The organism is Lentilactobacillus fungorum, assembly GCF_016860605.1.
Lineage (GTDB): Bacteria > Bacillota > Bacilli > Lactobacillales > Lactobacillaceae > Lentilactobacillus > Lentilactobacillus fungorum.
The window spans coordinates 20,406-42,630 of record NZ_BNJR01000017.1; the positions used below are offsets into that span (position 1 = coordinate 20,406).

At 45.1% G+C, this 22,225-nt stretch carries 10 protein-coding genes; 1 reads left to right on the top strand and 9 read right to left on the bottom strand.

The genetic code is table 11. The features are described 5' to 3' along the window. Nucleotide 1 precedes the first annotated feature (1 nt). From YK48G_RS10895 to YK48G_RS10935, 9 genes are all read right to left on the bottom strand, one after another. Complete coding sequence (locus YK48G_RS10895) at nucleotides 2-1,012, bottom strand: ADP-ribosylglycohydrolase family protein (RefSeq protein WP_203630748.1); 1,011 nt, start codon at nucleotides 1,010-1,012, stop codon at nucleotides 2-4. Nucleotides 1,013-1,496: 484 nt separating this feature from the next. Beyond that, nucleotides 1,497-4,013, bottom strand: coding sequence for a DUF5776 domain-containing protein (locus tag YK48G_RS10900; protein ID WP_203630749.1), 2,517 nt, complete (start codon nucleotides 4,011-4,013; stop codon nucleotides 1,497-1,499). Between the two features lie 187 nt (nucleotides 4,014-4,200). Further along, nucleotides 4,201-7,017, bottom strand: a complete 2,817-nt coding sequence (locus YK48G_RS10905; protein WP_203630750.1) for a DUF5776 domain-containing protein — start codon at nucleotides 7,015-7,017, stop codon at nucleotides 4,201-4,203. A gap of 182 nt (nucleotides 7,018-7,199) precedes the next feature. Next, on the bottom strand, nucleotides 7,200-8,195 hold the full coding sequence (locus YK48G_RS10910) for a DUF5776 domain-containing protein (RefSeq protein ID WP_232365370.1): 996 nt from the start codon (nucleotides 8,193-8,195) through the stop codon (nucleotides 7,200-7,202). Between the two features lie 136 nt (nucleotides 8,196-8,331). After that, nucleotides 8,332-9,174 (bottom strand): C39 family peptidase, encoded by an 843-nt coding sequence (locus tag YK48G_RS10915; protein ID WP_203630752.1) that lies wholly within the window; start codon nucleotides 9,172-9,174, stop codon nucleotides 8,332-8,334. A 66-nt stretch (nucleotides 9,175-9,240) separates the two neighbouring features. After that, nucleotides 9,241-9,927 carry a hypothetical protein gene (locus tag YK48G_RS10920; protein ID WP_203630753.1) on the bottom strand — a complete coding sequence of 229 codons (687 nt, stop codon included), beginning with the start codon at nucleotides 9,925-9,927 and terminating at the stop codon, nucleotides 9,241-9,243. A 333-nt stretch (nucleotides 9,928-10,260) separates the two neighbouring features. Continuing rightward, the gene (locus tag YK48G_RS10925) at nucleotides 10,261-18,330 is read right to left on the bottom strand and encodes a DUF5776 domain-containing protein (RefSeq protein ID WP_203630754.1); all 8,070 of its coding nucleotides are present in this window, start codon (nucleotides 18,328-18,330) and stop codon (nucleotides 10,261-10,263) included. A gap of 539 nt (nucleotides 18,331-18,869) precedes the next feature. Continuing rightward, a complete protein-coding gene (locus YK48G_RS10930) occupies nucleotides 18,870-20,558 on the bottom strand; it encodes a CotH kinase family protein (RefSeq protein ID WP_203630755.1) in 1,689 nt (562 codons plus the stop codon). Between the two features lie 175 nt (nucleotides 20,559-20,733). Beyond that, on the bottom strand, nucleotides 20,734-21,168 hold the full coding sequence (locus tag YK48G_RS10935) for a hypothetical protein (RefSeq protein WP_203630756.1): 435 nt from the start codon (nucleotides 21,166-21,168) through the stop codon (nucleotides 20,734-20,736). Between the two features lie 232 nt (nucleotides 21,169-21,400). On the opposite strand from YK48G_RS10935, the gene YK48G_RS10940 reads away from it, so the two are divergent. After that, nucleotides 21,401-22,141: a hypothetical protein gene (locus YK48G_RS10940; RefSeq protein WP_203630757.1), complete on the top strand. Its 741-nt coding sequence runs from the start codon at nucleotides 21,401-21,403 to the stop codon at nucleotides 22,139-22,141. Nucleotides 22,142-22,225: the final 84 nt, after the last annotated feature.

The window sequence follows — 22,225 nt, forward strand, 5'->3', positions numbered from 1 at the left end:
TTCACCTCATCATTGCTTTCTTAAATTGCAATATCTGGCCCGCATATTGCGTAAGGTCGTGCTGTGGGTTCTTAGTGTCAATCAGCCGAAGCCAATCAGCTGGGATTGCTGACCGGCCGGTTCGGGCCCCACAAATTGCCGTCGCCATCGCCCCAATCGTGTCGGTATCACCACCTAAATTTGCACACATTAACGCACACTTTTGCACGTTTCTACAATAATAGGCAATCGCAACGGCGGCCGGCACACTTTCAGAAATCATCGTGCCGGTGCCGATGACGTCATAGATTCGCTGGGCAAATTGGTCATCATCGCCTTCGTATTTTTGGGCAAGATAAATCCCCAGCCGCAGTCGATCATGTGTCTTGGCTGCCCACGTTGGCGCCCCTAATCTTAACCCTTCATCATTGACTTTTAAGGCAAAATCAATGATATCGTCCCAATCTTGGTAAGCCATCGCTGCACTCACCGCCCCAGCAATCATAGCAGCGCCACTAATTGCCACGTCACTAGAATGGGTAATCTTCGTGACATCAAATACCATATGAACCAGTTGTTCATGCTGGCTGGGCATAAACAACGTCCCAATTGGTGCAATCCGCATACCAGCACCATTGGTCAAGGCCTGATCGGTAATTGACTTAGGATCCTGTCCAGCCTTAATTGCCGATAGTGCCGCCTTGCTGCTAGGGCCTAAGATATTATGTTCCCACGCCCCAACCGATTCAGCCCATGCCAAAATGTGCTTAACTAAGACCTGGGTGTCTGGCTGCCAATCCGTTTCGATTAACCCATCTAAAATTGCTAATGCCTGATTGGTATCATCAGTATATTGACCCTTGGTAAAGTTCTTGGCGATGTCGTTGCTTTGAGGACCATCAAGAAAGTCCGTGATCCGCCCGTTAAATTCGGTCTGAATTCTTTCAGCTGGCCACAACTCCGATGGCATCCCCATGGCATCACCGATTGCTTGACCATACAAAGTACCTAAAATGTGATCTTGATCATCCATATGCAGCCTTCTTTCTAAAATCAATAGTAATAAAAGTATTTTATACTTATATCGGTATCATACAATGTTTTGTTTCAAATGTCTCTTTAAATCATCATTTTTTTGGCAAATAAAAATGACTGCCTTTTTTCACACTTGGCTAGCCATCTCGTTATTCGAAAATCATTATCACCTAATAGAAACGCACGTCTTAATATGCTTGATCTGCTTGCATTTTGCTTTACAGTGTCTGCAACTCTTAATCTGTTTACCACAGCCATTATTTGTAGAATCGATAAGATAACATTTTTGTAATAGTCGAAATGAACGTTGCAACTAATCTCTTGCTCAATAAACAGCCATCGTTGCTACTTACAGAAAAACACCAATCATTCCAAATAAGAATAATTGGTGTTTTCCAATACGTCTTAAATTCAACGCATCATTCTGAGCTCCGTAAAGTTGAGATAAAAGCTCCTACCCACCTCTTTTGATTGTTTTTGATTTATTTGACACTAACATACCGTTCATTACCCGTTACATAACCGCCAACCACCTGATACCGTTTTGCACCAAAGCTAGTCAACGAATACGGCTGGGTATATTCCCATTTTTTAACTTTCAAAATCGTTCCGGGGTTAATTCGCTTGAGTCGCTTGCCGAAGTTTGCGTTATTATAGCGATAAATTGTCTTTTTAACCCTAATTTGCTTTGCCTGAGCCACTTTCCCAGCCATTACCAGTTTGCGGTTCCCGGTAACGTAATTGCCATTAGTTAATAGGTACCGAGTCGTCAACCGATGCTTAACAAAGCCCTTCACCTTCAATTGGATCCCTTGTTTGAAGTTGCGAACTTTACCGGTCAGGTTCTTGTTTCGATACTCATTGACCCCTTTTGGATTAATGACGGTCAAAGTCTGATGGGAACTGTGATAATATACTGGGCGGACATAGTCCCACTTGGTGGTGAGATAACCCACTTTACCGGCCGTCTTACTGTGATGGTTCACATCGCGAACCTTATAGCGATTGTTTCCGGCTTTAGATTGACCATAGCCAATCACCACGAACATTGGCCGATTGATTCGTGGCTTCTTAGCGTAACTCGCCAAGCGCTCAGATTTTTTGAAATCTTGATTTTTGTACAAATAGACCTTCTTTAGCGCGTAAACAGCTTCCCCTTTGCGGGTTCCCTTACCGCTTTCGCTGGTCGTGGCTGTCTTATCAGATTGGCTTGTCGTTGAGCCAGTATTCTTCTGATCAGAATTGGTCTTTGAATCATTAGTGGTGCCGGTTGCCGTGCCACTGTTTGCGTTTGTTTGGCTATCGTCCTTGATATATACGAGCTTTAAGCCTTTCTCAATATCACCATAGGTTTCAATCGCTGATAAATCGATGTTATGCCCATCGGCTGCTTGGAAATGATTAAATGTGTAACCGCTAATCGCCTTCTTTAATCGATTCAAATCATCAGCTGTGACCTTGGCATCTACCTTTCCTTTCAACGTCTCACTGGAAACGCCAGCGATCTGATTACCATTGGTGTCAACATAATTAATCGGCACCTCAACCGTTCTCGTTGTAAAAATGATGGTCCGATTCTTGCTATCTTTCTCGAAGTTGCCAGTCAATCCAACTGCCGTAGCAGACCCGTCATGGCGAAGAAAATCAGCATAATTTCCCGTGCCGCCAATCACCATTAGTCGATCATATCCATTACGTCGAGCAGTCGCCAATGCCGATTGCGTTTCAGGACTGCTCTCAAGATCGTACGTTTGCGTCAGTCCTCCAGACAACACAGCGCCAGGGGCAATTGTGACCAAAGTTCCATCGGCTTTAAGCAACTGAAAGTTCACGTAGACATTACCGATTACGTCACTTAACGTATACGGCACCATGATCCAGCCTTCAAAATCGGAGTTGGGGTCTTTCCAATGGCTGGATAAAGAGCCATATGCCTTCTCTGGATCCTGTAACAAATTGGTCCAATTCAATGTGATTGGATCAATGTTTTGACTATTCGCCGTGCTTGGATAAAGGGAAGGATAGTCATTACTTTCCTTGAGTGAATCATAGGGACTCACCGGCAAATTGTTGGCCTGCAGGTCTTTGATGATAAATGATGGGGTGGTATATTCTTTAGTCCCGGTCCTCAAAGTAATCGGCGCCAATAAAATATGTTGGTAGCCAAACCCATGCTTCAAGTTTAAACCGGGATTATTTCGATTGGTTTCTAATGGTGACAAATCCGCAATTTGGTTAAAGCTTAGATTGATCGTCGTCAGATTGGGCTTATTGGCTAGAGCCGAAACATCATTGATTGACAAATTAACTAAAATAACTTCTTTTAATTTATCAAGGTTCTTCAAAGCACTGATATCCCAAAGGTTACTATGCATATTATGGATGCCCCAAGCAATTTCACTTAAGCCATCCTGCGGCACCAAACTTATCTTTTCAAGGTTGGTCGCGTATTGCATCCCTTCTATCGACTTCATTGACATCATTGCTTGGAAATAAAGAGTGGGCACCTGTTTCCCATTCGTGATCGTTCGTTGTAAATCATTGGTGCTATCAATCGTTTCAATTGCCTGCATATCGTTCTTCGTGAAGTTATTGATAAACTCGCCAAAACTTGGGTAAGCTTTCTTGAAGCTTCCTTCATAAATGAAAACTTGAAACCCTCTATCCGGCATCCATTCGTCAATATAATTTTGCTTAGTTTGTGGGTCAACTCCCTTGGCGTCCATTGGAATCTTGGCCGCGTAATCGGCTCCTTTCCAAGCGTGGGCGCCCTGCACCTTAGTTAGCGGCTCGTGGACATACGTATATTGTAACGCCACACCTTTGGGAATATTAAACACATCTCGGCCGATAACCGAATTATCGACCTGCGCCTCCGCTTGCACGCGCATTGGTCGACTTACGATTACTAAGGCCAGCATCGACATGATCAATGCCATTAAAATCATTAATTGCCTAACGGGTCTCATCTGATTATCAACATGAGGTTTTTTCATCATAACCACTCCTCGTTTGGTTGTGAGTGCCTTTACTTTCCATTTATATTATAATATATTTTTTATCCAAACGATAACGTTACGACTTAACGTTTTTGGAACTTAGGGCTACCGTAAAAGCCCCGCCGCTTAGGTGTTTAACACCCATCCAAGCAGCGGGGCAGTGAGCCGTTCATTCAGTTAAAACTGGTTATTTGATGATCTTAACAAAACGTGGATTAGCTGTGACATATCCACCCGCGACTTGATAGCGTTTAGCCCCAAAAGTTGTGAGCGAATACTCATGTGAATACGTCCACTTTTTAACTTTTAAGACCGTCCCCTTTTTAACTGGGTTAAGCCGTTTATTAAAATTAGTATCATGATAACGGTAGATTGTCTTCTTAACCTTAATTTGCTTTGGCTGTGGTGTTCGACTGGCAATCACGAGTTTTCGATTCCCAGTAACATAGTGTCCGTTTTCGAGCAGATAACGGGTCGTCAAATGATGGGTCACAAAGCCCTTCACTTTGAGCCGCGTTCCTTGCTTGTAATTCTTGACCTTACTCGTTAAATTCTTGTTCTTGTATTCATTGACACCCCGTGGACTAATAACCGTCAGTGTCCGATGAGAACTACGGTAATAAACCGGGCGAACGTATTGCCAATTCGCAGTAATATAGCCCTTCTTGCCGGCCGTCTTACTGTGATGGTTCACATCTTTTACCACGTAACGTAAAATCCCGTTTTTAGAGTGGGCATAATTTGTTACGACAAACATCGGTCGATTAACCCGCGGCTTTTTGGCATACCCGACAATTCTCTGTGCTTTTTTGAAAGTTTGGCCCTTGTATAAATAGATTTTCTTCAAGGAATAGACCGCTTCGCCCTTTTTAGCAATTACACTCGGATTGGCCTTTGAAGCAGTTGCCGGCTTAGAATCTGCATTTGAAGCCGTGGCTGAATTTCCCGCTGGCGCCGTTGGGGTCGAATCAGGCGTTGGCGTCGGTTGTGGCGTAGGCGTTGGCGTCGGTGGATTAGGTGGGGTTGGCGTTGTTGATTTCTTGTACACAACGGTTAGTTTCCCATTAAGGCCTGCATAGGTCTGGTCGGCTAAATTATCAAGTTTATTTCCCTTAGCGTCTTGGTAATGGTCAAAGGTGTAGCCGTCAATCTTCTTGGTCAAACTGGTAATGTCCGTTGAAGCTAGCTTGTCATCCGGATAGCCAGCGATTGTTGAATTGGCAACGTTTGTCAATGCCTTCCCGTTTGTATCAACATAATTAACCGTGATGGTGGCATCCGCGGCTTTTTGATACAAAAGGACAATTTGTTTATCATTGTTGCCAAACAGGATGGGACCGTTAGCCAGTTTCTTTAATTGGCCATTTTCAATTGTCCCGACGCCAACAAATTCGTAGCGTGGGAAGTCCCGTTTAACGTCATCTAAATTAAGCGCGGTCCCCACTTGGCCTTCCTTTTCCATCGAAACCGGCGTCTGAGTTCCCGCTTCATTAAACGGTACAAACTTCGTTGCCTCGTTTGGATCGGCATAGCCATACGCAACATTAATTTTGGAAGTTCCTTGGGTAAAGATAATTGTTCGTGCTTGTAAGGCTTCGGTAAAGGTACCGGTTTGCCCAACCGCATTGGCTTTGCCGTTATTTGCCAAATAATCCGAATATTGACCCGTTCCGTCTAGGACGGTAAAGGCTTTGTATCCAAGGATCCCCAGTAATCGGTTTAAGGTGTAGGCAGTCTCCGAATTGTTCCCCAAATTATACGGATCGCCAACAGTCCCAGAGATTACCGTGGTTGGAGCTAACGTTAACTGATTACCATCAGCTTGTAGCATTTGATAGTTCACGTTGACATTTCCCACGCCGGCTTTGAATTGATAAGGCACCATAATCCAACCCTCAAAGTCAGAATTAGCGTCATTCCAATGACTGGACAAGGCCCCATAGTAGTCGGTTGGATCCGGAATGAAGTTGGTCCAGTTCAAAGTCGTCGGGTCAACGTTTTGACTGTCAGAAGTACTTGGGTATAGTGCCGCGTACTTTGACTGCTCCGTATCCGAATCATAGGGTTTAACCGGCAAATTATGCGCCTGCAGGTCTTTGATGATAAATGACGGCGTGGTGTAAGTCGTCGTCCCTGTTCGCAAGGTAACTGGATTCAGCAAAATATGTTGATGACTGAATCCCCTGGTTAGATCAAGGTTTGGATTATTCTTATTCGTTGCCAGTGGCGATAAGTCGGCAATTTGGTTGTAAGCTAAAGCAACCTGCTGTAGTTTTGGTTTATTAGCCAAAGCCGCGATGTCATTAACCGAAAACATTTGCATGCTAACGCTCGTCAATTCTTTTAAATTCGTTAACGCACTGATGTCCCACAAATTGCCATTCTTTGCTGCGGTTCCAAAGACCGCTGCGCTCACTGTTGGATCAGGATCCAGATTAATCGTCGTTAGGTCGGTTGCGTACTGGAGCCCTTCCAGCGTTTGCATTGACATTAAAGCATTGTAATAAACGGATGCCTTGGGGCTTTCCTCCGTCCCTGCATTTTGCTTTGATTGATCGCTGGTTAACGATTTAAGCGTTTTCATTTCATCCTTTGAAAAATTGTCCCTGAAGGTACTAATTGACGAATACTTTTGATCAAAGGCCTCAAGATACAAGAAATACTGAAAGGCGTAATCTGGCAGCCATTCATCAATGTAGGCATTACCAGTTTGTTTGTCGATCCCCTTCGCATCGTCAGGAATTGCTGCTGCATATTTGGCACCCTGCCATGCTTTGGCGCCTTGAACCTGATTTAAAGCTGGATGTTGATAGGTATACTGAAGCCCGACAGTTTTGCTGATGTTGAAATCAGACTTACCAGGCACAAAATTAGTTTCACCAGCGCCCCGAGCTGTCGTCGCCGTTAAAGTCAGACCAACAAACAGCATGATCAAAGCTGACATAATGGTTATCAGCATCAACTTGAAACCATGATAATCATCTATTCCCTTATGGTTAACCATGATGAGTCCCCCTCTCATTTGCAATTATTCCTCATTACCAATCTTAATAATAACAAATGCAGAAAGTGTTTTGGGGCGATTTGATTGTGAATTATATTCATTTAAATAATGATTGTGACGTGAATGCAACAACCTATATTAAAAACCGATAGCTAAATTAGCTTACCGGTCTTGATAATCATTTAGACAAATGGTCGGGCAATTCCTGCCACATTTGATCGCTGGCTATTTCTAATTGGCTGAACCATAATTTTAGGCGGCCAACTCTCAATCACACGATTGCGGCCTAAGTAAATTGCCACGTGCCAAATTGTGTGCGTGCCGGGTTGATAGTAGAACACCAAGTCGCCACGTTGACGCTGTGAGTAAGCGACGTGCTTGAACTTTTTGGAAGCCCATAAGTTACGGGAATTCCATTCATTGCCCGGATAAGCGTGATGAATGGCGCTCACTGGTAATGGATTGATGCCGCCAGCATACAGTGCTTGGATCACCAAACCAGAGCAGTCCGTTCCGTACTTTGGACTTGAGGAAGATCCAACCAAGTATGGATTCCCCAAGTACCGATAGGCTTGATGGATCATCGCTTCAATGTGCGCCGATCGGCCTTGTGAAGCGGTTGCGCCCAGTGGGGCTACGTAGCTGTCAATCGCCGTCCAGGCTTTTTTGGAAAAGCCCATCTTGACCCAAGTCTGTTCATCAACGTTGCCGGTGGCTTTTAAATGATGACGCCGCTGGAATCGCTTCACCGCATTATAGGTCGCTTGATTATACTTGTCATAACCGGCAAACGTCCCCATTTTGCGCATGATATACCAAGTCTTGATGCCCTCAAAGTTGCGTTTGACCGTGTAGCCGACTTGGCCATGGGGCTTAATTTGCTGATATTGGACCTGATAATAGCGCTTGGGATTTTGATAACCGGCTGTTTTGGTCACAAAGGCTTTGCTGGCGGTTAAGTAACGGCCAGTAGTCGTTTTTAAAACGGGCACTTGGCCAGCACTAACAACCACCTTGGTAATTTTGGCGTAATGGTTAGCCGGGACGGTTTTATCTTTCACTTTCCTGGTAGCATCTTGATAATAAACCACCCGTTGTTTCGTCTTAATGATTCCCGGGTTGGTCGTATAATAGCTGGAATCCGCTTGTGTCAGCGACTCCGAATTGATCGCGATCATGCCGATAAAGGCCGCTGCCACTAATAAAATTCGCTTAAAATAATGTAGTTTTCTCTGTTTCATTTGCTTCATTCCCCTCAATATTCCCCTCAATCATTTTGCAAGTACCGCTTTTTGCTTTGCACATGCCCTCTCGTTAATAACTTAACGCCCGGTACCCATCGCGAGACCGGTGCTGCTGCATTTGGGTGATCGTCATACTGGTTTTCTTGTCTGTCCATGGATCGTTATAATAAAATCGCGTTTTGGAGTACCCCGAGACCGTCAGCGCGTGATTTACGAACCCGTCCACATTATAAACCCAGACAACGACGGGATGGCCCACATTAATCTTGGCCTTGATCTTCGCCGGACTGGCGCCAGTTAAATTTTGAGCGCTACCAGCATATTTCTTGACCACTTTCAAAAGTCCTTTTGGATAGATATACCAGCCGGTTGGACTGTATGGGCTGCCCACAAAGCCCTTATTGGGATTACGGCTGCGCGGCGTCTGTTTAGCCAGCTGCATCTTGGTTACCTTCGCACCAGCAAAGTTCAACATCATCGTCGTGGCAACAATCTCACAACCAGTCGGCAATTCTGGCCGCTGGGCAATGAGCGGGACGTTAAGCCAACGATAATTTACGTCGGTAGCCTTTTGGTTGACCCAGCCGGTGAAATGCTGGTAGCTAAACTTGATCCAGGTCGTCTTTTGGACAACGGCTTGTTTGGTAACGTGAATTTTTCTTCCATTATATTGGTTATATTGGTGCGAATTTGCGACTGCTTTAGTTGTATCTGATGACGTTTTTTCAGGCCCAGATTGGTAGATGGGATAGTTTGAGCTTGGTTTGATTTTGGTATAGTAACTGATATTTTTTTGACTATCAGCTTTGGTGTAGACTTGATTAGAATTTGCACTGACTCCAATCCCGACACTTAGGCCTATTATTAATGTTTCCATTAGGATCAGTAGCTGTAAACTTTTTAAGAACTGCATTTATTCTCCCCCTAATGAGGTGATAGGATCCATACTATTAAAACTAGACATGATGAAAATAGCGAGCTAGGAATTCTTGTTACTTAGGTAATGGTAACGGAGATCTTGGCAAACTTCTTTTTCTAGTTCTATGCGGTATTTTTCGAATAAAATAGTAATGATAAACGCCGGAATCATTACTAAAGTAAACGTAAAGAGCACAAAAATTACGTTTTGATAATCACTTCTAAATTCAATTCTTTTAAAAAGAATTTTAAAAAAGTAAAAAACAATTGGTAAAGCCAATGACAAAGCCGTCTCAATACTTTTAAAGCCCAGCATCGACTTCTGCTTTGAAGTTATCTCATTAATCATACAGTCAATAACTTGGAGGTTTTGCATACCATACTTACTAAGTACAGTTTTTAAAGTTTGTTTAAATCCGAAAAACATGATGTCTGCTTTATATATACCAACGCCTAACATAAACTTATGAATTTTCCTAACGTGATAACTTGTACCCCAAATTATAATTAAATAGGCAAAGTCTACATCCGGAAAATAATGTGAAAAAAGTTGGGGGAATAAAATAGCTACAAAAAAAGCAACCACTAGTGCAGATACAGAACCCCAGAAATAAATATCAGAATATCTTTTTTGATATGAAAAGTATTCCGGAACATTCTTTATTGCTCTTAATTTTAGCGTTTTAGTAGATTTATCTCTAGTAACTGCTTGATCAAAAATATAGTACATATTCTCTCGATTTGTCATTATTCGTTCTCCCAGTTTAAAAATATCAAGTATCAATTCTTTAAGAATCAAATAGTTCTCCAATTAAGTTACAATAATATTTTACTCCATCAAATAATTATAAGCGATAACTAATTTAATTCTTCAATTTGATCCCTCAAACGTCAAACTTCTCTTATAGAAATATTTCAAAACAACATAAATAAATCAAGGAAGTGACTAATATTGATAAAATAGTGATCTCGAAAATTAATCAATAGTATCACTATTCATCTCAATCCCTATGTACAGCAAAAAGGAGCTTCGCCCAATCGCGAAACTCCCTTTTGCTATCTTCACTTCAAATGATTCAAACTACTTCTCAGCTTTAACGTATTTCTTACTTGCCGTGACATAGTGACCATTCGAAAGCTTAAATTCAGATTTACCATTGTGGTGAACGAGACCCTTTACCTTAAGGGTTTTGCCCATCTTGTAATGGCGAACTTTTGAGCTTTTCTTTAGGGAAGAACTTGCGTACTCGTTGACCCCGTGCTTGTTAACAACTTTTGCCTTGTCTGTTGTTGCCTTAGCCTTCTTGGTTGCTTTGACCATCGACTGACTGGCAGTGACAAAGCGTCCATTAGTCAACTCAAACCGGGTAACATCGCCGGACTTGACAATTCTCTTCACATGAAGAACTGTCCCAGCCTTAAGATGACGAACTCTACGTCCCTTCTTGAAGGTCTTGTTGCTATATTCATAAACGCCCTTCTTAGCAACGACTTTCCAAGTGCCAGCTGCCTCATTGATATTGTACCTTGAGCCAATCTTGGCAAACTTGCTAAAGCCTTTGTTAGCGGTGACGTAAGCGCCATCTGCGAGTTCAAATCTGGTGGTATCGCCACTGTGAACCACTTTGACAACGTCTAGAACTGTTCCGGCTTTGACGTGACCCAACTTCTTAGCAGCTGAGAACTTCTTGCCGTTGTATCGGTTAAGACCTTTCTTAGTGACAACTGCGTGCGTTGTGACTTGATCGTAGTAGTCACTATTCGTCTTAGTTGGTCCAGCTGGCTGAGATGTGGTTGAGCCGGTACCATTAGTCGTTGAACCAGTCGTTGACCCAGTATTAGCAGGTGACGTCGTGGTTGTCGAACCGGCCGTTGAACCACCATTGGATGGCACAACCGTTCCGCCGTTATTATTGCCACCATTATTATTACCACCGTTGTTATTATTGCCACCATTATTCGGGTTGTAAGTTGAGCCACCTGGCGTCGTTACCGTGCCGTTTGGCGTCGTCTTGGTGCCATTTGGTGTCGTCTTCGTACCACCCTTGGTGATGACCGTGCCACCAGTTGTGGTCTTGGTCCCATTGGCGGTCGTCTTGTTACCGCCTTTGGTATACTTCGTACCACCCTTGGTTGTGACGGTACCACCTTTGGTAATCGTTGAGCCATTTGGTGTGGTCCAAGTGCCACCTTTGGTATTGGTTGTATTCTTTGGTGGAATAACCTTACCGTTTGGCGTGATCTTCGTGCCATTCTTCGTGGTAATCGTGCCGCCCTTGGTAATCGTTGAGCCACCAGTTGTGGTCTTGGTCCCATTCTTCGTGGTTGTCGTGCCATTTGGTGTGGTCTTGGTACCATTTGGCGTTGTCTTGGTGCCGTTTGGCGTCGTCTTGGTACCATTCTTGGTAATCTTAGTGCCATTTGGTGTGGTCTTCGTACCATTAGCCGTGGTCTGGTCGCCGCCTTTGGTGATCTTGGTACCACCTTTGGTTGTTACCGTACCACCTTTAGTAATCGTTGAGCCATTTGGCGTTTGGATACCACCATTGTCGGTTGTATGCGAGCCATTTGGTGGCGTTACTTGACCATTTGGCGTAATCTTAGTGCCATTCTTCGTGGTGATTGTACCACCCTTGGTAACGGTCGTGCCATTTGGCGTCGTCTTGGTACCACCCTTAGTTGTCTTGGTGCCGCCTTTAGTGGTCTTGGTACCACCCTTGGTAATTGTCGAACCATTCTTCGTGGTCTGCGTGCCATTTGGTGTGGTCTTGGTACCGTTCTTAGTGTACTTAGTGCCGCCCTTGGTGGTAATTGTGCCGCCTTTGGTAATCGTTGAGCCATTTGGCGTGGTGATCGTGCCATTCTTCGTGGTTGAATTCTTTGGTGGAATGACCGTCCCGTTTGGTGTGACTTTTGTCCCATTCTTGGTCGTGATCGTGCCACCTTTAGTCGTTGACGTACCACCTTTAGTTGTCACAGTACCATTTTTAGTTGTCTTGGTACCACCTTTAGTGGTTGATGTGCCGCCTTTAGTAGTTGTCGTGCCACCTTTAGTGGTTGTTGTGCCATTTGGCGTGGTGATCGTGCCATTCTTCGTGGTCTTGGTGCCGCCTTTGGTGATAGTTGAACCGCCTTTAGTGGTCTTGGTACCACCCTTGGTGATGACTGTCCCATTTGGTGTGGTCTTAGTACCACCCGTAGTTGTCACCGTACCACCTTTAGTGATGACGGAACCCTTAGTAGTAGTCTTCGTACCATTTGGCGTAATCTTTGAGCCGCCTGGAGTTGTTTGGTCGCCACCTGGAGTAATAACTGTGCCATTCTTCGTGGTCTTCGTACCACCTTTAGTAATGGTTGAACCACCTTTGGTAAATGTGGTCCCATTGGTCGTCGTCTTGCTGCCACCCTTGGTGTACTTAGTGCCACTAGGCGTCGTAACGGTGCCACCTTTGGTAATCGTAGAACCACCTGGCGTCTTCCAGCCGTTATCGTTATTTGTTGAATTCTTTGGCGGAACAACGGTGCCGTTTGGCGTGATCTTCGTGCCATTCTTGGTGATAATCGTGCCATTCTTGGTAACGGTCGTGCCACCCTTGGTCGTATTGGAACCGCCCTTAGTAATGACAGTGCCGCCCTTGGTCGTCTTGGTCCCATTTGGTGTGGTCTTGGTACCACCTGGCGTTGTCACGGTGCCATTCTTGGTCGTTTGAGTGCCATTCTTAGTATACTTAGTACCATTTGGCGTGGTCTTAGTACCACCTTTGGTAATCTCAGTACCATTCTTAGTAGTGACCGTGCCGCCTTTGGTAATCTTAGTACCATTCTTAGTGACCGTTGAGCCATTAGTGGTAATGCGTGAGCCATTTGGTGGGGTTACCGTACCACCTGGGGTGATCTTGGTGCCATTGTGAGTCGTAATGGTGCCGTTCTTGGTAATGGTTGAGCCACCAGTCGTGGTCTTGGTGCCACCCTTGGTTGTGACCGTCCCATTCTTAGTGGTGACAGTGCCATTCTTGGTCGTCTTAGTGCCGTTTGGTGTCACCTTGGTGCCATTTGGCGTGGTCTTGGTGCCACCTTTGGTATAGGTCGTCCCGTTCTTAGTCTTAATTGTGCCACCCTTGGTAATGGTCGTACCACCCGTAGTCGTGGTTGTACCGCCTTTAGTGGTCGTTGAATTCTTTGGTGGAACAACGGTGCCGTTTGGTGTGATCTTAGTCCCATTCTTAGTGGTGATCGTGCCGCCTTTGGTGGTTGATGTGCCATTAGTCGTGGTCTTTGTACCACCTTTAGTGATCGTGGAACCGCCTTTGGTCGTGGTTGTGCCGCCTGGGGTAACTTTACTGCCATTTGGCGTAGTCTTATTACCACCTGGCGTTGTCACCGTGCCACCCTTAGTTGTGGTTGTACCACCTTTAGTGATCTTGGTACCGTTTGGTGTGGTCTTCGTGCCACCCTTGGTGATTGTTGAACCACCTTTGGTTGTCGTCGTGCCGCCTTTAGTGGTCTTGGTTCCGTTTGGTGTGGTCTTCGTGCCACCCTTGGTGATTGTTGAACCACCTTTGGTTGTCACTGTGCCGCCTTTGGTAATCAAAGAGCCGTTTGGCGTCTTAATGGAACCACCGGCCGTCTTATTTGAATTGTCAGGCGGTGTCACCGTGCCACCTGGGGTGATCTTAGTTCCATTCTTAGTGGTAATCGTGCCGCCCTTGGTGTAATTAGTGCCACCCGGGGTCGTCGTGGAACCATCTTTGTTAATCTTGCTGCCATTTGGCGTTACTTGCGTCCCATTTGGTGTGGTCTTGGTACCACCCTTAGTAATCCTTGAGCCGCTTGGCGTTGTAACGGTACCGCCCTTGCTAATCAATGAACCATTTGGTGTCTTGATTGAGCCGCCCTTGGTAGTCGTTGACTTATCAGGCGGTGTCACCGTACCACCTGGGGTAATCTTGGTGCCATTCTTGGTAGTAATTGTACCGCCTTTGGTAATGACACTCTTGCCTGGCGTGGTCTTGGTACCACCCTTGGTTGTGACGGTGCCGCCTTTAGTTGTGACCGTGCCGCCTTTGGTTGTAACCGTGCCGTTTGGCGTTGTGGTCTTACCACCTGGGGTTGTGACCGTCCCATGCTTGGTTGTCTTAGTACCATTCTTGGTAACCGTTGACCCATTTGGTGTTGTCGTCGTGCCGTTTGGCGTCGTGACACTACCATTCTTAGTGGTCTTAGTACCACCTTTGGTCGTCGTGGTACCATTCTTGGTCGTCGTGGTGCCGCCCTTAGTGATTGTTGAACCACCCTTGGTTGTCACCGTGCCGCCCTTGGTAATCTTGGAACCGTTTGGCGTGGTAATGGTGCCACCCGTGGTCTTGTTAGAATTATCAGGTGGGGTAATCGTCCCGTTAGGCGTAATCTTAGTACCATTCTTAGTGATGATCGTGCCGCCTTTGGTGATCTTTGAACCACCAGCGGTCGTAGTCGTCGTTGATTTATAAGTAAATGTGACAGAAGCTGGCTTACCACCAAATTCACCCGATTGTGAAGCTGGGCCAACGACTTCATAGCCATCAATTGCTTTAGCTGAAGCCGTGTAAGGTGACTGATAAATGCCACCTTGAATTGTCGTATCTGGTGCCAGTGTCTTGCCATCTTGGTCAACATAGTGAACCGTCACGTCACCGGTGGCGTTGATAGTAATGTTGGCATCGCTGGTATCAAAGTTGTTGACAGTGTAGCCTTCACGATAAGCGGCGTCCATTACGGCCTGCTTACCAGCATCCGTCAGCGAGTAGGTGTACTTGCCAGTGTCACTGCCGTCGCGGTTAACCGTATATTGACCGTCCGTCAATGTGTAAGCGTTGGCGTCGGTGCCAAATGAAACGGTCAACTTAGTGCCTTGGCTGGCATTCTTACCATCGTAGTACTTCGAGCCACTATTTAACTTAGCAGTAACATCTTTGTACTGATCAACAATATTTAGCTTGCCAGTGTAGTCACCGGTATTAGCTGAAATCGTGTTAACGTTGCCGCCGAGAATGCTATCACTATTAATCAATGCGTTAATGGCGTTGATGCCATTACCATTAACCGTAAAGTTGTAAGTGCCGATCTGGTTACCATCATTACTGAAATCAACTTCCGAGTTATCAAGGGGCATTGTCTTAGTAATGCCGTTTGCATCAATTGTCACAACCGGTGCGTGGGCCGTGGTGCCAAAGTCACTGGCGTTAGTGACGTCATCGAACTTCATGGCCCCATCAGAGGTAGTAATCGTCGGTGTTGCTTTATTGATTGTCAATTGACCAGTCAATGAAGATGGGTCAAAGGTGTAATCAAACCCATTCTTAGCATCGTGGGATTGATTATAGGCGTCAACTTGCGCCTTAATTGCCTGAGCACCGGCAGCTGTCAAACTGTACTTATAAGTGCCGGCCTTAGCAGAATTACCGTTAACCGTGACGTCACCTTTGCCCAACTTAACATTAATCTTGGTGCCATCGGCAGCCGTTGCCGTCGCGGTTGGTTCAGTTTCACCGTCTTGATAATTATGGTTGGACGGATCCGTGTTGTCCCAATTGTAAGAAGCATTGCCCAACGTAAAGTTAAGGTTTTGAACGTTCTTCGTATTCTTAGTGTAATTAAAGGTAACTGATGTGCTGCGTTGACCATCTGGATCATAAGTCATCGTATTTCCGTTCGAAATGGTTTGACTAGTCCGAGTAGCGCTCCAACCATCAACCGCTGGGGCAAAGACGTTAAATGAGGAATGGGTTGAATCAAGTAGGCCATAGACCGCCTTTGGATCCGTTCCTGGGAACTTAGCGTCACTTGAAGCCGTCTTAACGGATACTTTGACAACCGACTTCTTAGCTGAATTAAAGCCATCGGTAAAGGCTTGCCCAGATGGTTGACCATCACCATCGTACAATTGCGCGGTACCATCATTGGTGCCAGATAAGCCGTTTGGATCACCACTCACGTTTGGCCCATCCAGTTGGCCTAACTGCTGGAACTTACTCGTGTTGAATTGGCGAACCAATTCAGTTTGGCCGGCAGTAAAGGCTTTGTTAGCCCGGTCAACTTCGGTGTTGTAGACGGCTTTGTAAACGTCTGGCAGTGACTTTTGAATTGCCTTGGTAACCGTGGTCCCATTTCCATCAACGTCTTTTTGCTTTAATTGGGCGCTCTTTAGATAGTTGTCATCCCAACCAGTGCCGTCGTTGCTGGAGTCAAACTGCTTGCCGTTGGTAATGTGTTGCGTCATAGCGTCGCCACTGGCAACGTTAGCTTTATGAGCAGCGTTATCAGCGTTGGCAATGCCATCAGTGCCGGCAGCTGTCTTGGACAAGAAGTGCCATACCTGGGTGTAATCATCCAGGGTGTATTTGGCACCGGTAGATGGGTTGGTCCAAGTTGGCGTGGTGCCAATCTTAGCTGGGTTGGTTTCAAAATCGTGGTAAGCTTTCTTCACGGCATTAAACTCAGCGGTGTACAACTGGGTAATGTAGTTAACCGCGCCGTGGTTGGTTGGCTTGTAGGTTGCGTCAGAAGCCGGGTCAGTCGTTAACGACTTATAATCGGCATCACTAATTGCCCCTTCGGTATGCAACGTACTCAAGACGTTATCAGGTGCTTGAGTTGTGGCTAAATCACCATCAACTGCATGATTCAAAGCATCCTTAACAGCTTGGTTGGCAACTGCTGTGCCATATTTATTACCAAAAGCATAACCTTCGGATTCAGCTAACAGTGAAGTTGAACCATTGCCTTGCTTTTGTTCACTCATTGCCGAAGCAGGATTGCTTGGGTTAAAGCCCTTGATGCTTGAGAAGGCTGAAGTTGGATCGAACTTACCATTATCGAGAATATTGTTCATGGATTCGTCCATGCCTTTTTCAGCATCACTGACAATCTGGTTCTTAATGGCTTTGGCTAGTGATTCGTAAACCGACTCGGCAGCACCGCTGGCCATTGTGTTCTTCAATCCAAAGGCCGTGGCCAAATCATTCAAGCTACTATTTTGAGAAACCGCAGCTTGTAATGTCTTTGGCAAGGCAACTGAATTGTCACCTTCAAATGGATTATCACTAGAGCCTTGTCTGAGTCCCAGTGATTGAACAGCGTGGTAAGCATCGTATTGAATAATATTTTGAACGGTTGGTACCACAATGTTAATAAACGAATTGATATTGCTTACCGTTTGGTTGACCGCACCATCAACCGCCTTTTTAGCGTCTGAATCGCTCAACGCTGAATTGGATGAATAATTAAAAATAACCTTAGTTGATGCGTCACTCGTTAATGACTCATTATAACCCAGCCACTTGGCAATTTGATCAGTTCCAATACTAAAGACTTTCCCTAAAGTTCCAGTAATCTGGCTAATAATACCACTTAACCCGCTTTTAGCAGGGTCGTGGTCGCTTGGATCATATGGTGTGTAATTGGCAAGAGCCTGACTGTTTTTGCCGGCTTGGCTGTCAACTTGGTCATAGTAGCCCTTCATCTGCTTGTACCAATCAGTCATGACAGCTTCGTAGCCATCAGTGAACTGAGTTGTATTCAGCTTACTAAGGGCTTTATTGGCACCGCCGCCATTGTCAAAGACATAGTGTGTATGGGTACTCAAACTCGTAAGGCCACTGTAATACATCTGATCGCCATTATGCTTTAAGTCAGCACTGGCTGTACTACCAGAAATAATGACTTGATTAGCAGCCGAAGGATTGGCCACGTATTTAGCCATCTGATTATATAACGTGGAAACGCCATCTAGCTTTTGTGGCCGAAAATCAGAGCCGCCAGCCCATTGTGGTGTCAAATCAAATGTCGCTACTGCTTGGCCAAACTTGTATGAATCCGTTTGGGTTTCGTCATCGGCCGTTGCCGTCAATGGTGTCGCTGCATCAGTTGTTGGCAGGGCCGCCGTTGTCCCAGTCGATCCTTTGTTTAAAACGACTGAGTTACTGGTCGCCGAGCTGGCATTATCGTTCGTGTCAGCTCGGGCTTGGCCACTGGCGCCAAATAAAAATGCCCCCACTGAAAGCATGAACAAGCTGGCAGAGACCCAATGCTTGCCATCCTTGTAAAGCTTATAGTGAAGACCTGTTTTCTTGGCTTTCGCCCAAATGTTATGTGTCGAAACATTTTTCTTCATGGAATACCCCCTCAAAAAATAGTCCGCGTCGCAAAGTGCTTAGGAATCGATATGTAAGTTGCCTTCAAGGAAGATTTCCAAACTTGGAAATTTTCCAAGGGTGCTTATGCGGGTCCCTGCTCCGTGCAACTATCCTAATAACATATATTACCCATCAAACTACCTCAAACAGCTTGTTTTAACATCGCCTCCCCAAAAGCAATCACGTTGACCATTCTTACTCAGGTCATTAGGCCATCATTTCAAACGAGCATAATCGATCTTTATGTAGAAAAAATATGCCTTATTAGTTATTTTCCTCTTCGCCAAAAGCCTTAATGATGTAACCTATTAACCCTTACGTACTCAAAATTAGCATAGAGCCACACGGGATACAAGCGACTTCACAATTTCTTCACACTTTTATCACAATTTCTTCACACTTTTGTAACACTCCGGAGTGATAACCTGAACATAATAAAAGAAGTACCCCTTTTCGCAAACATCAATCATTTGCTAGAAAAGGGATACTTTCTTTGTTTTAGCATTCTTTGTAAGAGTTATAGTTTTTTGATTATTTCATCACAAGTTGGTAATTGCTTTTCTAAGAATTTTTTAACATTTCGATAACTACTTGTCACGCCAGTCGGACTCTGCCAAGTTGCCTGATCATTAACGTAATTTTCATCGCCAATTGCCGCCATCGATTGCTGATAAATGGCTAGAATGTGGTCGACAGTTAGCGTGGTTTGCCGCAAGTCAGCCCAGCGTTGCTTAACTTCACTGGTGAAGCACTGGCTGATGCGCTTCATCAAAGGCGCCTGAATATTTTTCAACAGGGGGTCATTATTGGTTAGTAGCGCGCCGCGGGCTTCGATGTTAAAGCTGATATCGAGGTCCAGCAGCGAAAACAGCCAGTATTGGCCGTCATACGTGAACGCCGACATGTTGTGCGCTTCGTTGTCGTAGGCATTCAATACGCCGATAAATAGCAAGTAGTCAATCAAATTAAGCGGGCTGAAATAGTCGTGGGCATGGGCGCGGAAGTCGGCGTCGCTGGTTTGGTTAATAAACCGCATCAGTCGGTTGGTGTCTGCTTTGAGATGCTGGTTGGATGGATACTGGCTGCTCATCACGTCGAAGTCGCTTTCATTGAGATAGGCAAAGTCGTTGCCAAACGCGAGGTACTTGCCGCCAATCTCGCCATTCAATGCCAACAACAGAATCTCGTGGTCATTTTGCGGGTTCAGCCGTAAGCTGGCCGCGTCAAAATAGGAAAACAGCGTGTAGAGACCCTGATTTTTGCCGTCGATGGTCACAATCACCGGGGTACCTTGAATCGTCCCCAGCATTTCTTTGTCGCGGCTATGCGCCTGATAATCCGCTTCGCTGGCTAACAACTCCCGCCACAGCTTGAAGCCGGTGGTATTGCGGACATGGGTCTGGTCGTAGTAATCGGCCCGCAGCGAGAATTTCGCCCGCGGCTGCCAGCCGCCAAAGGCTAACGGGTGCGGTTGGGTCAAGGTCAGGTCATCATAAAACGTCACCTCAAGGTTCTTCCGCGGAAATTGGGCCGTGAAATTCCCCTGATAGCTGACTAAGCCGTATAAATGCTGCGAGTCGCCATTTCCCTTCGTCACCGTTATCGGTAAGACCGCCTTGCCATTATCGAGATTGTCGATCCCCTTCTCAATTCGAATCGTCGGCAGCGCTTTGCCGGGATGCTGCAGGCATTCGCGCCGCACCCAGTACAGTTGATCGTTATAGATAAAGCTGACGTAGCGGTGCCCATTGGCCAGCGTTGCTTCTTGAATCAGGTTGACCGACTGGTTGTTGAGGTGCTGCTGCCAGACGTATGAAGTGGGAATGTGAGCGTGGGGTGCCGTGTAAGGCGGCTTGGCAAACAGTGGGTAGTTGACGTCGTCGCTGAGGATCGCCATGTAACTGACGTTGGTATAAGTAGCCGACTGCAGCGGCGGGATAATCGCTGTTTTCGTCAGCCAAACCAATTCGCCATTATGTTCAAACCGCACCCAGGCCGCCATCGAAGACGTCACTAATTCCTCGGCCACGTGAATAACCTGCCCATGCAGCTTGCGGGCATCCTGATTAGTCGGCACGTCGCCACGATTTGCCGGCCATGGCATCCCGGTAAGCAATGCATCAAACCGGCCGGTCTCGTCAATTGTGGCGGTGTAATCGACCTGTTTATCCTCGGTAATTTTGATATCGTAATCTGTTTCTTGCATATATCCTCCTACAACTTTTACTAATAAATGAATCATTATCTAGTAAAAAGTATAGTGAAATTTTAAGAAATGACAAATTGAAGTTATTGATTAACCGTAAAAACGCTTGCTTAACACAAAAGCTTTACTCCTTCCAAGTTTTATATAGGGGGGGCAAATTCTATTGCTTAAAAACTCATTTATCAGAAATAACAACAGAAAGCGCACCGCATATTACAGCAGATGTTAATGCTACAAACGCTGCAATAAGAAGTGGCGTATGGTTTATACCAATAATGTTACTTGGGTCACCAGTCAAATGTTGCCATATTCCAAATAATGCAAAGAAAGCGATCCCATTTAGGAAAGTAGCAGCACACATTTGAAATGAGTTTAGGTCCTTTCTAACAGCAAATTCTGAGCCTAACATTCCTAAAAACAAAATAATAGTTGCTACGGTAGTCTTAAAAATCAACTGTGTAAAGTCAATTCCTTTGATAAAACTAGGATAATCAACATAAAAAGAGAGCAAAGAAACAGCAAATGAGCGACTATTTGCAATACTCAGCTGAAAATATGGTTTAAAATTAATTGCACTCTTATGTCGTATGTAGCCAAAAGTTTGGGACATCTTATAATTTTCTCCTTCCATAAAGTAAGATTGAAGACAAATTGAACCTTCCCCTATATTCTAGTGCTTTTTTTGATTGTTCTCAATTTAATTGTCAAAAAGAGTTGACGGGGTAAACAAATTACGGTATGATACATTTTCGTGATATTAGAATTATCCTATTTATTAGAAAATGATGATATACCGAACTATTTATTGCCCGTTGTGACTACTTTCAGGAGGAATTTAATCCATGCATTACAGTGACCATTTAACCCAAAGTGGCCGAAAGACCCATCAAAAGTCGTTGGACCTGACTAAGTTGAAGCTGAGCCATATTAAGCACCGGTTGACGTCGTATGACCCGACCTATGCAAATGTGATGATGCTGATTAATTTGGAAAACAAGCGGTATAAGACCGCGATCCTAGACGTTAAGCAAGGCCTCGTTGCCGTCACTTTGTCGCCTAAGCAATTGCTGAAGAAGATGACAAAGCAACATCAAATTATGACGCATTGGTTTATGAGACACATGGCCTTTCACTTAGGGATTAGGGAATATGTCCCCTACGTTTATGGTGGCCTCAACTTTTCGCCATTGAAGACCGCCAAAAACGGCACCCAAAGTTGGCTGAATACCATGAAGATTGAGGGGATGCAGGAACATACCAACTTCCATTGCGTCAAACTCTGGTTCAAGGAATGTGAACACCCGCTGATTATTCCGGCAACCCAAAATTTCATCTTAGAACGCCGTAAGGATGCCAACCTGATCCAGCGAGGACATGATTCACTACTTGCTCAAATGTCGCTAGCCAATAGCGGTGAGTTCCATGATTCGTATAGCCGGCTTAAATTTGGCAACTTTCAGGAAAGCCCGCTGGAGTTGTTTGAATTCATCAAGGAGGCAATTATTAGAAAGTCATTCAAGTTTGCCGGGTTTGAGTATACCGAAGATGACGTGAAGGAGCTTGTTAGCCAGCTCATTGATTAGTTGGACTTAAGCAGATTAAGGAGATTGAATGGCTTGATTAAGTGCTAAGATTTGGCAGTTCAGGTGATAATGGCTTTGCTATCA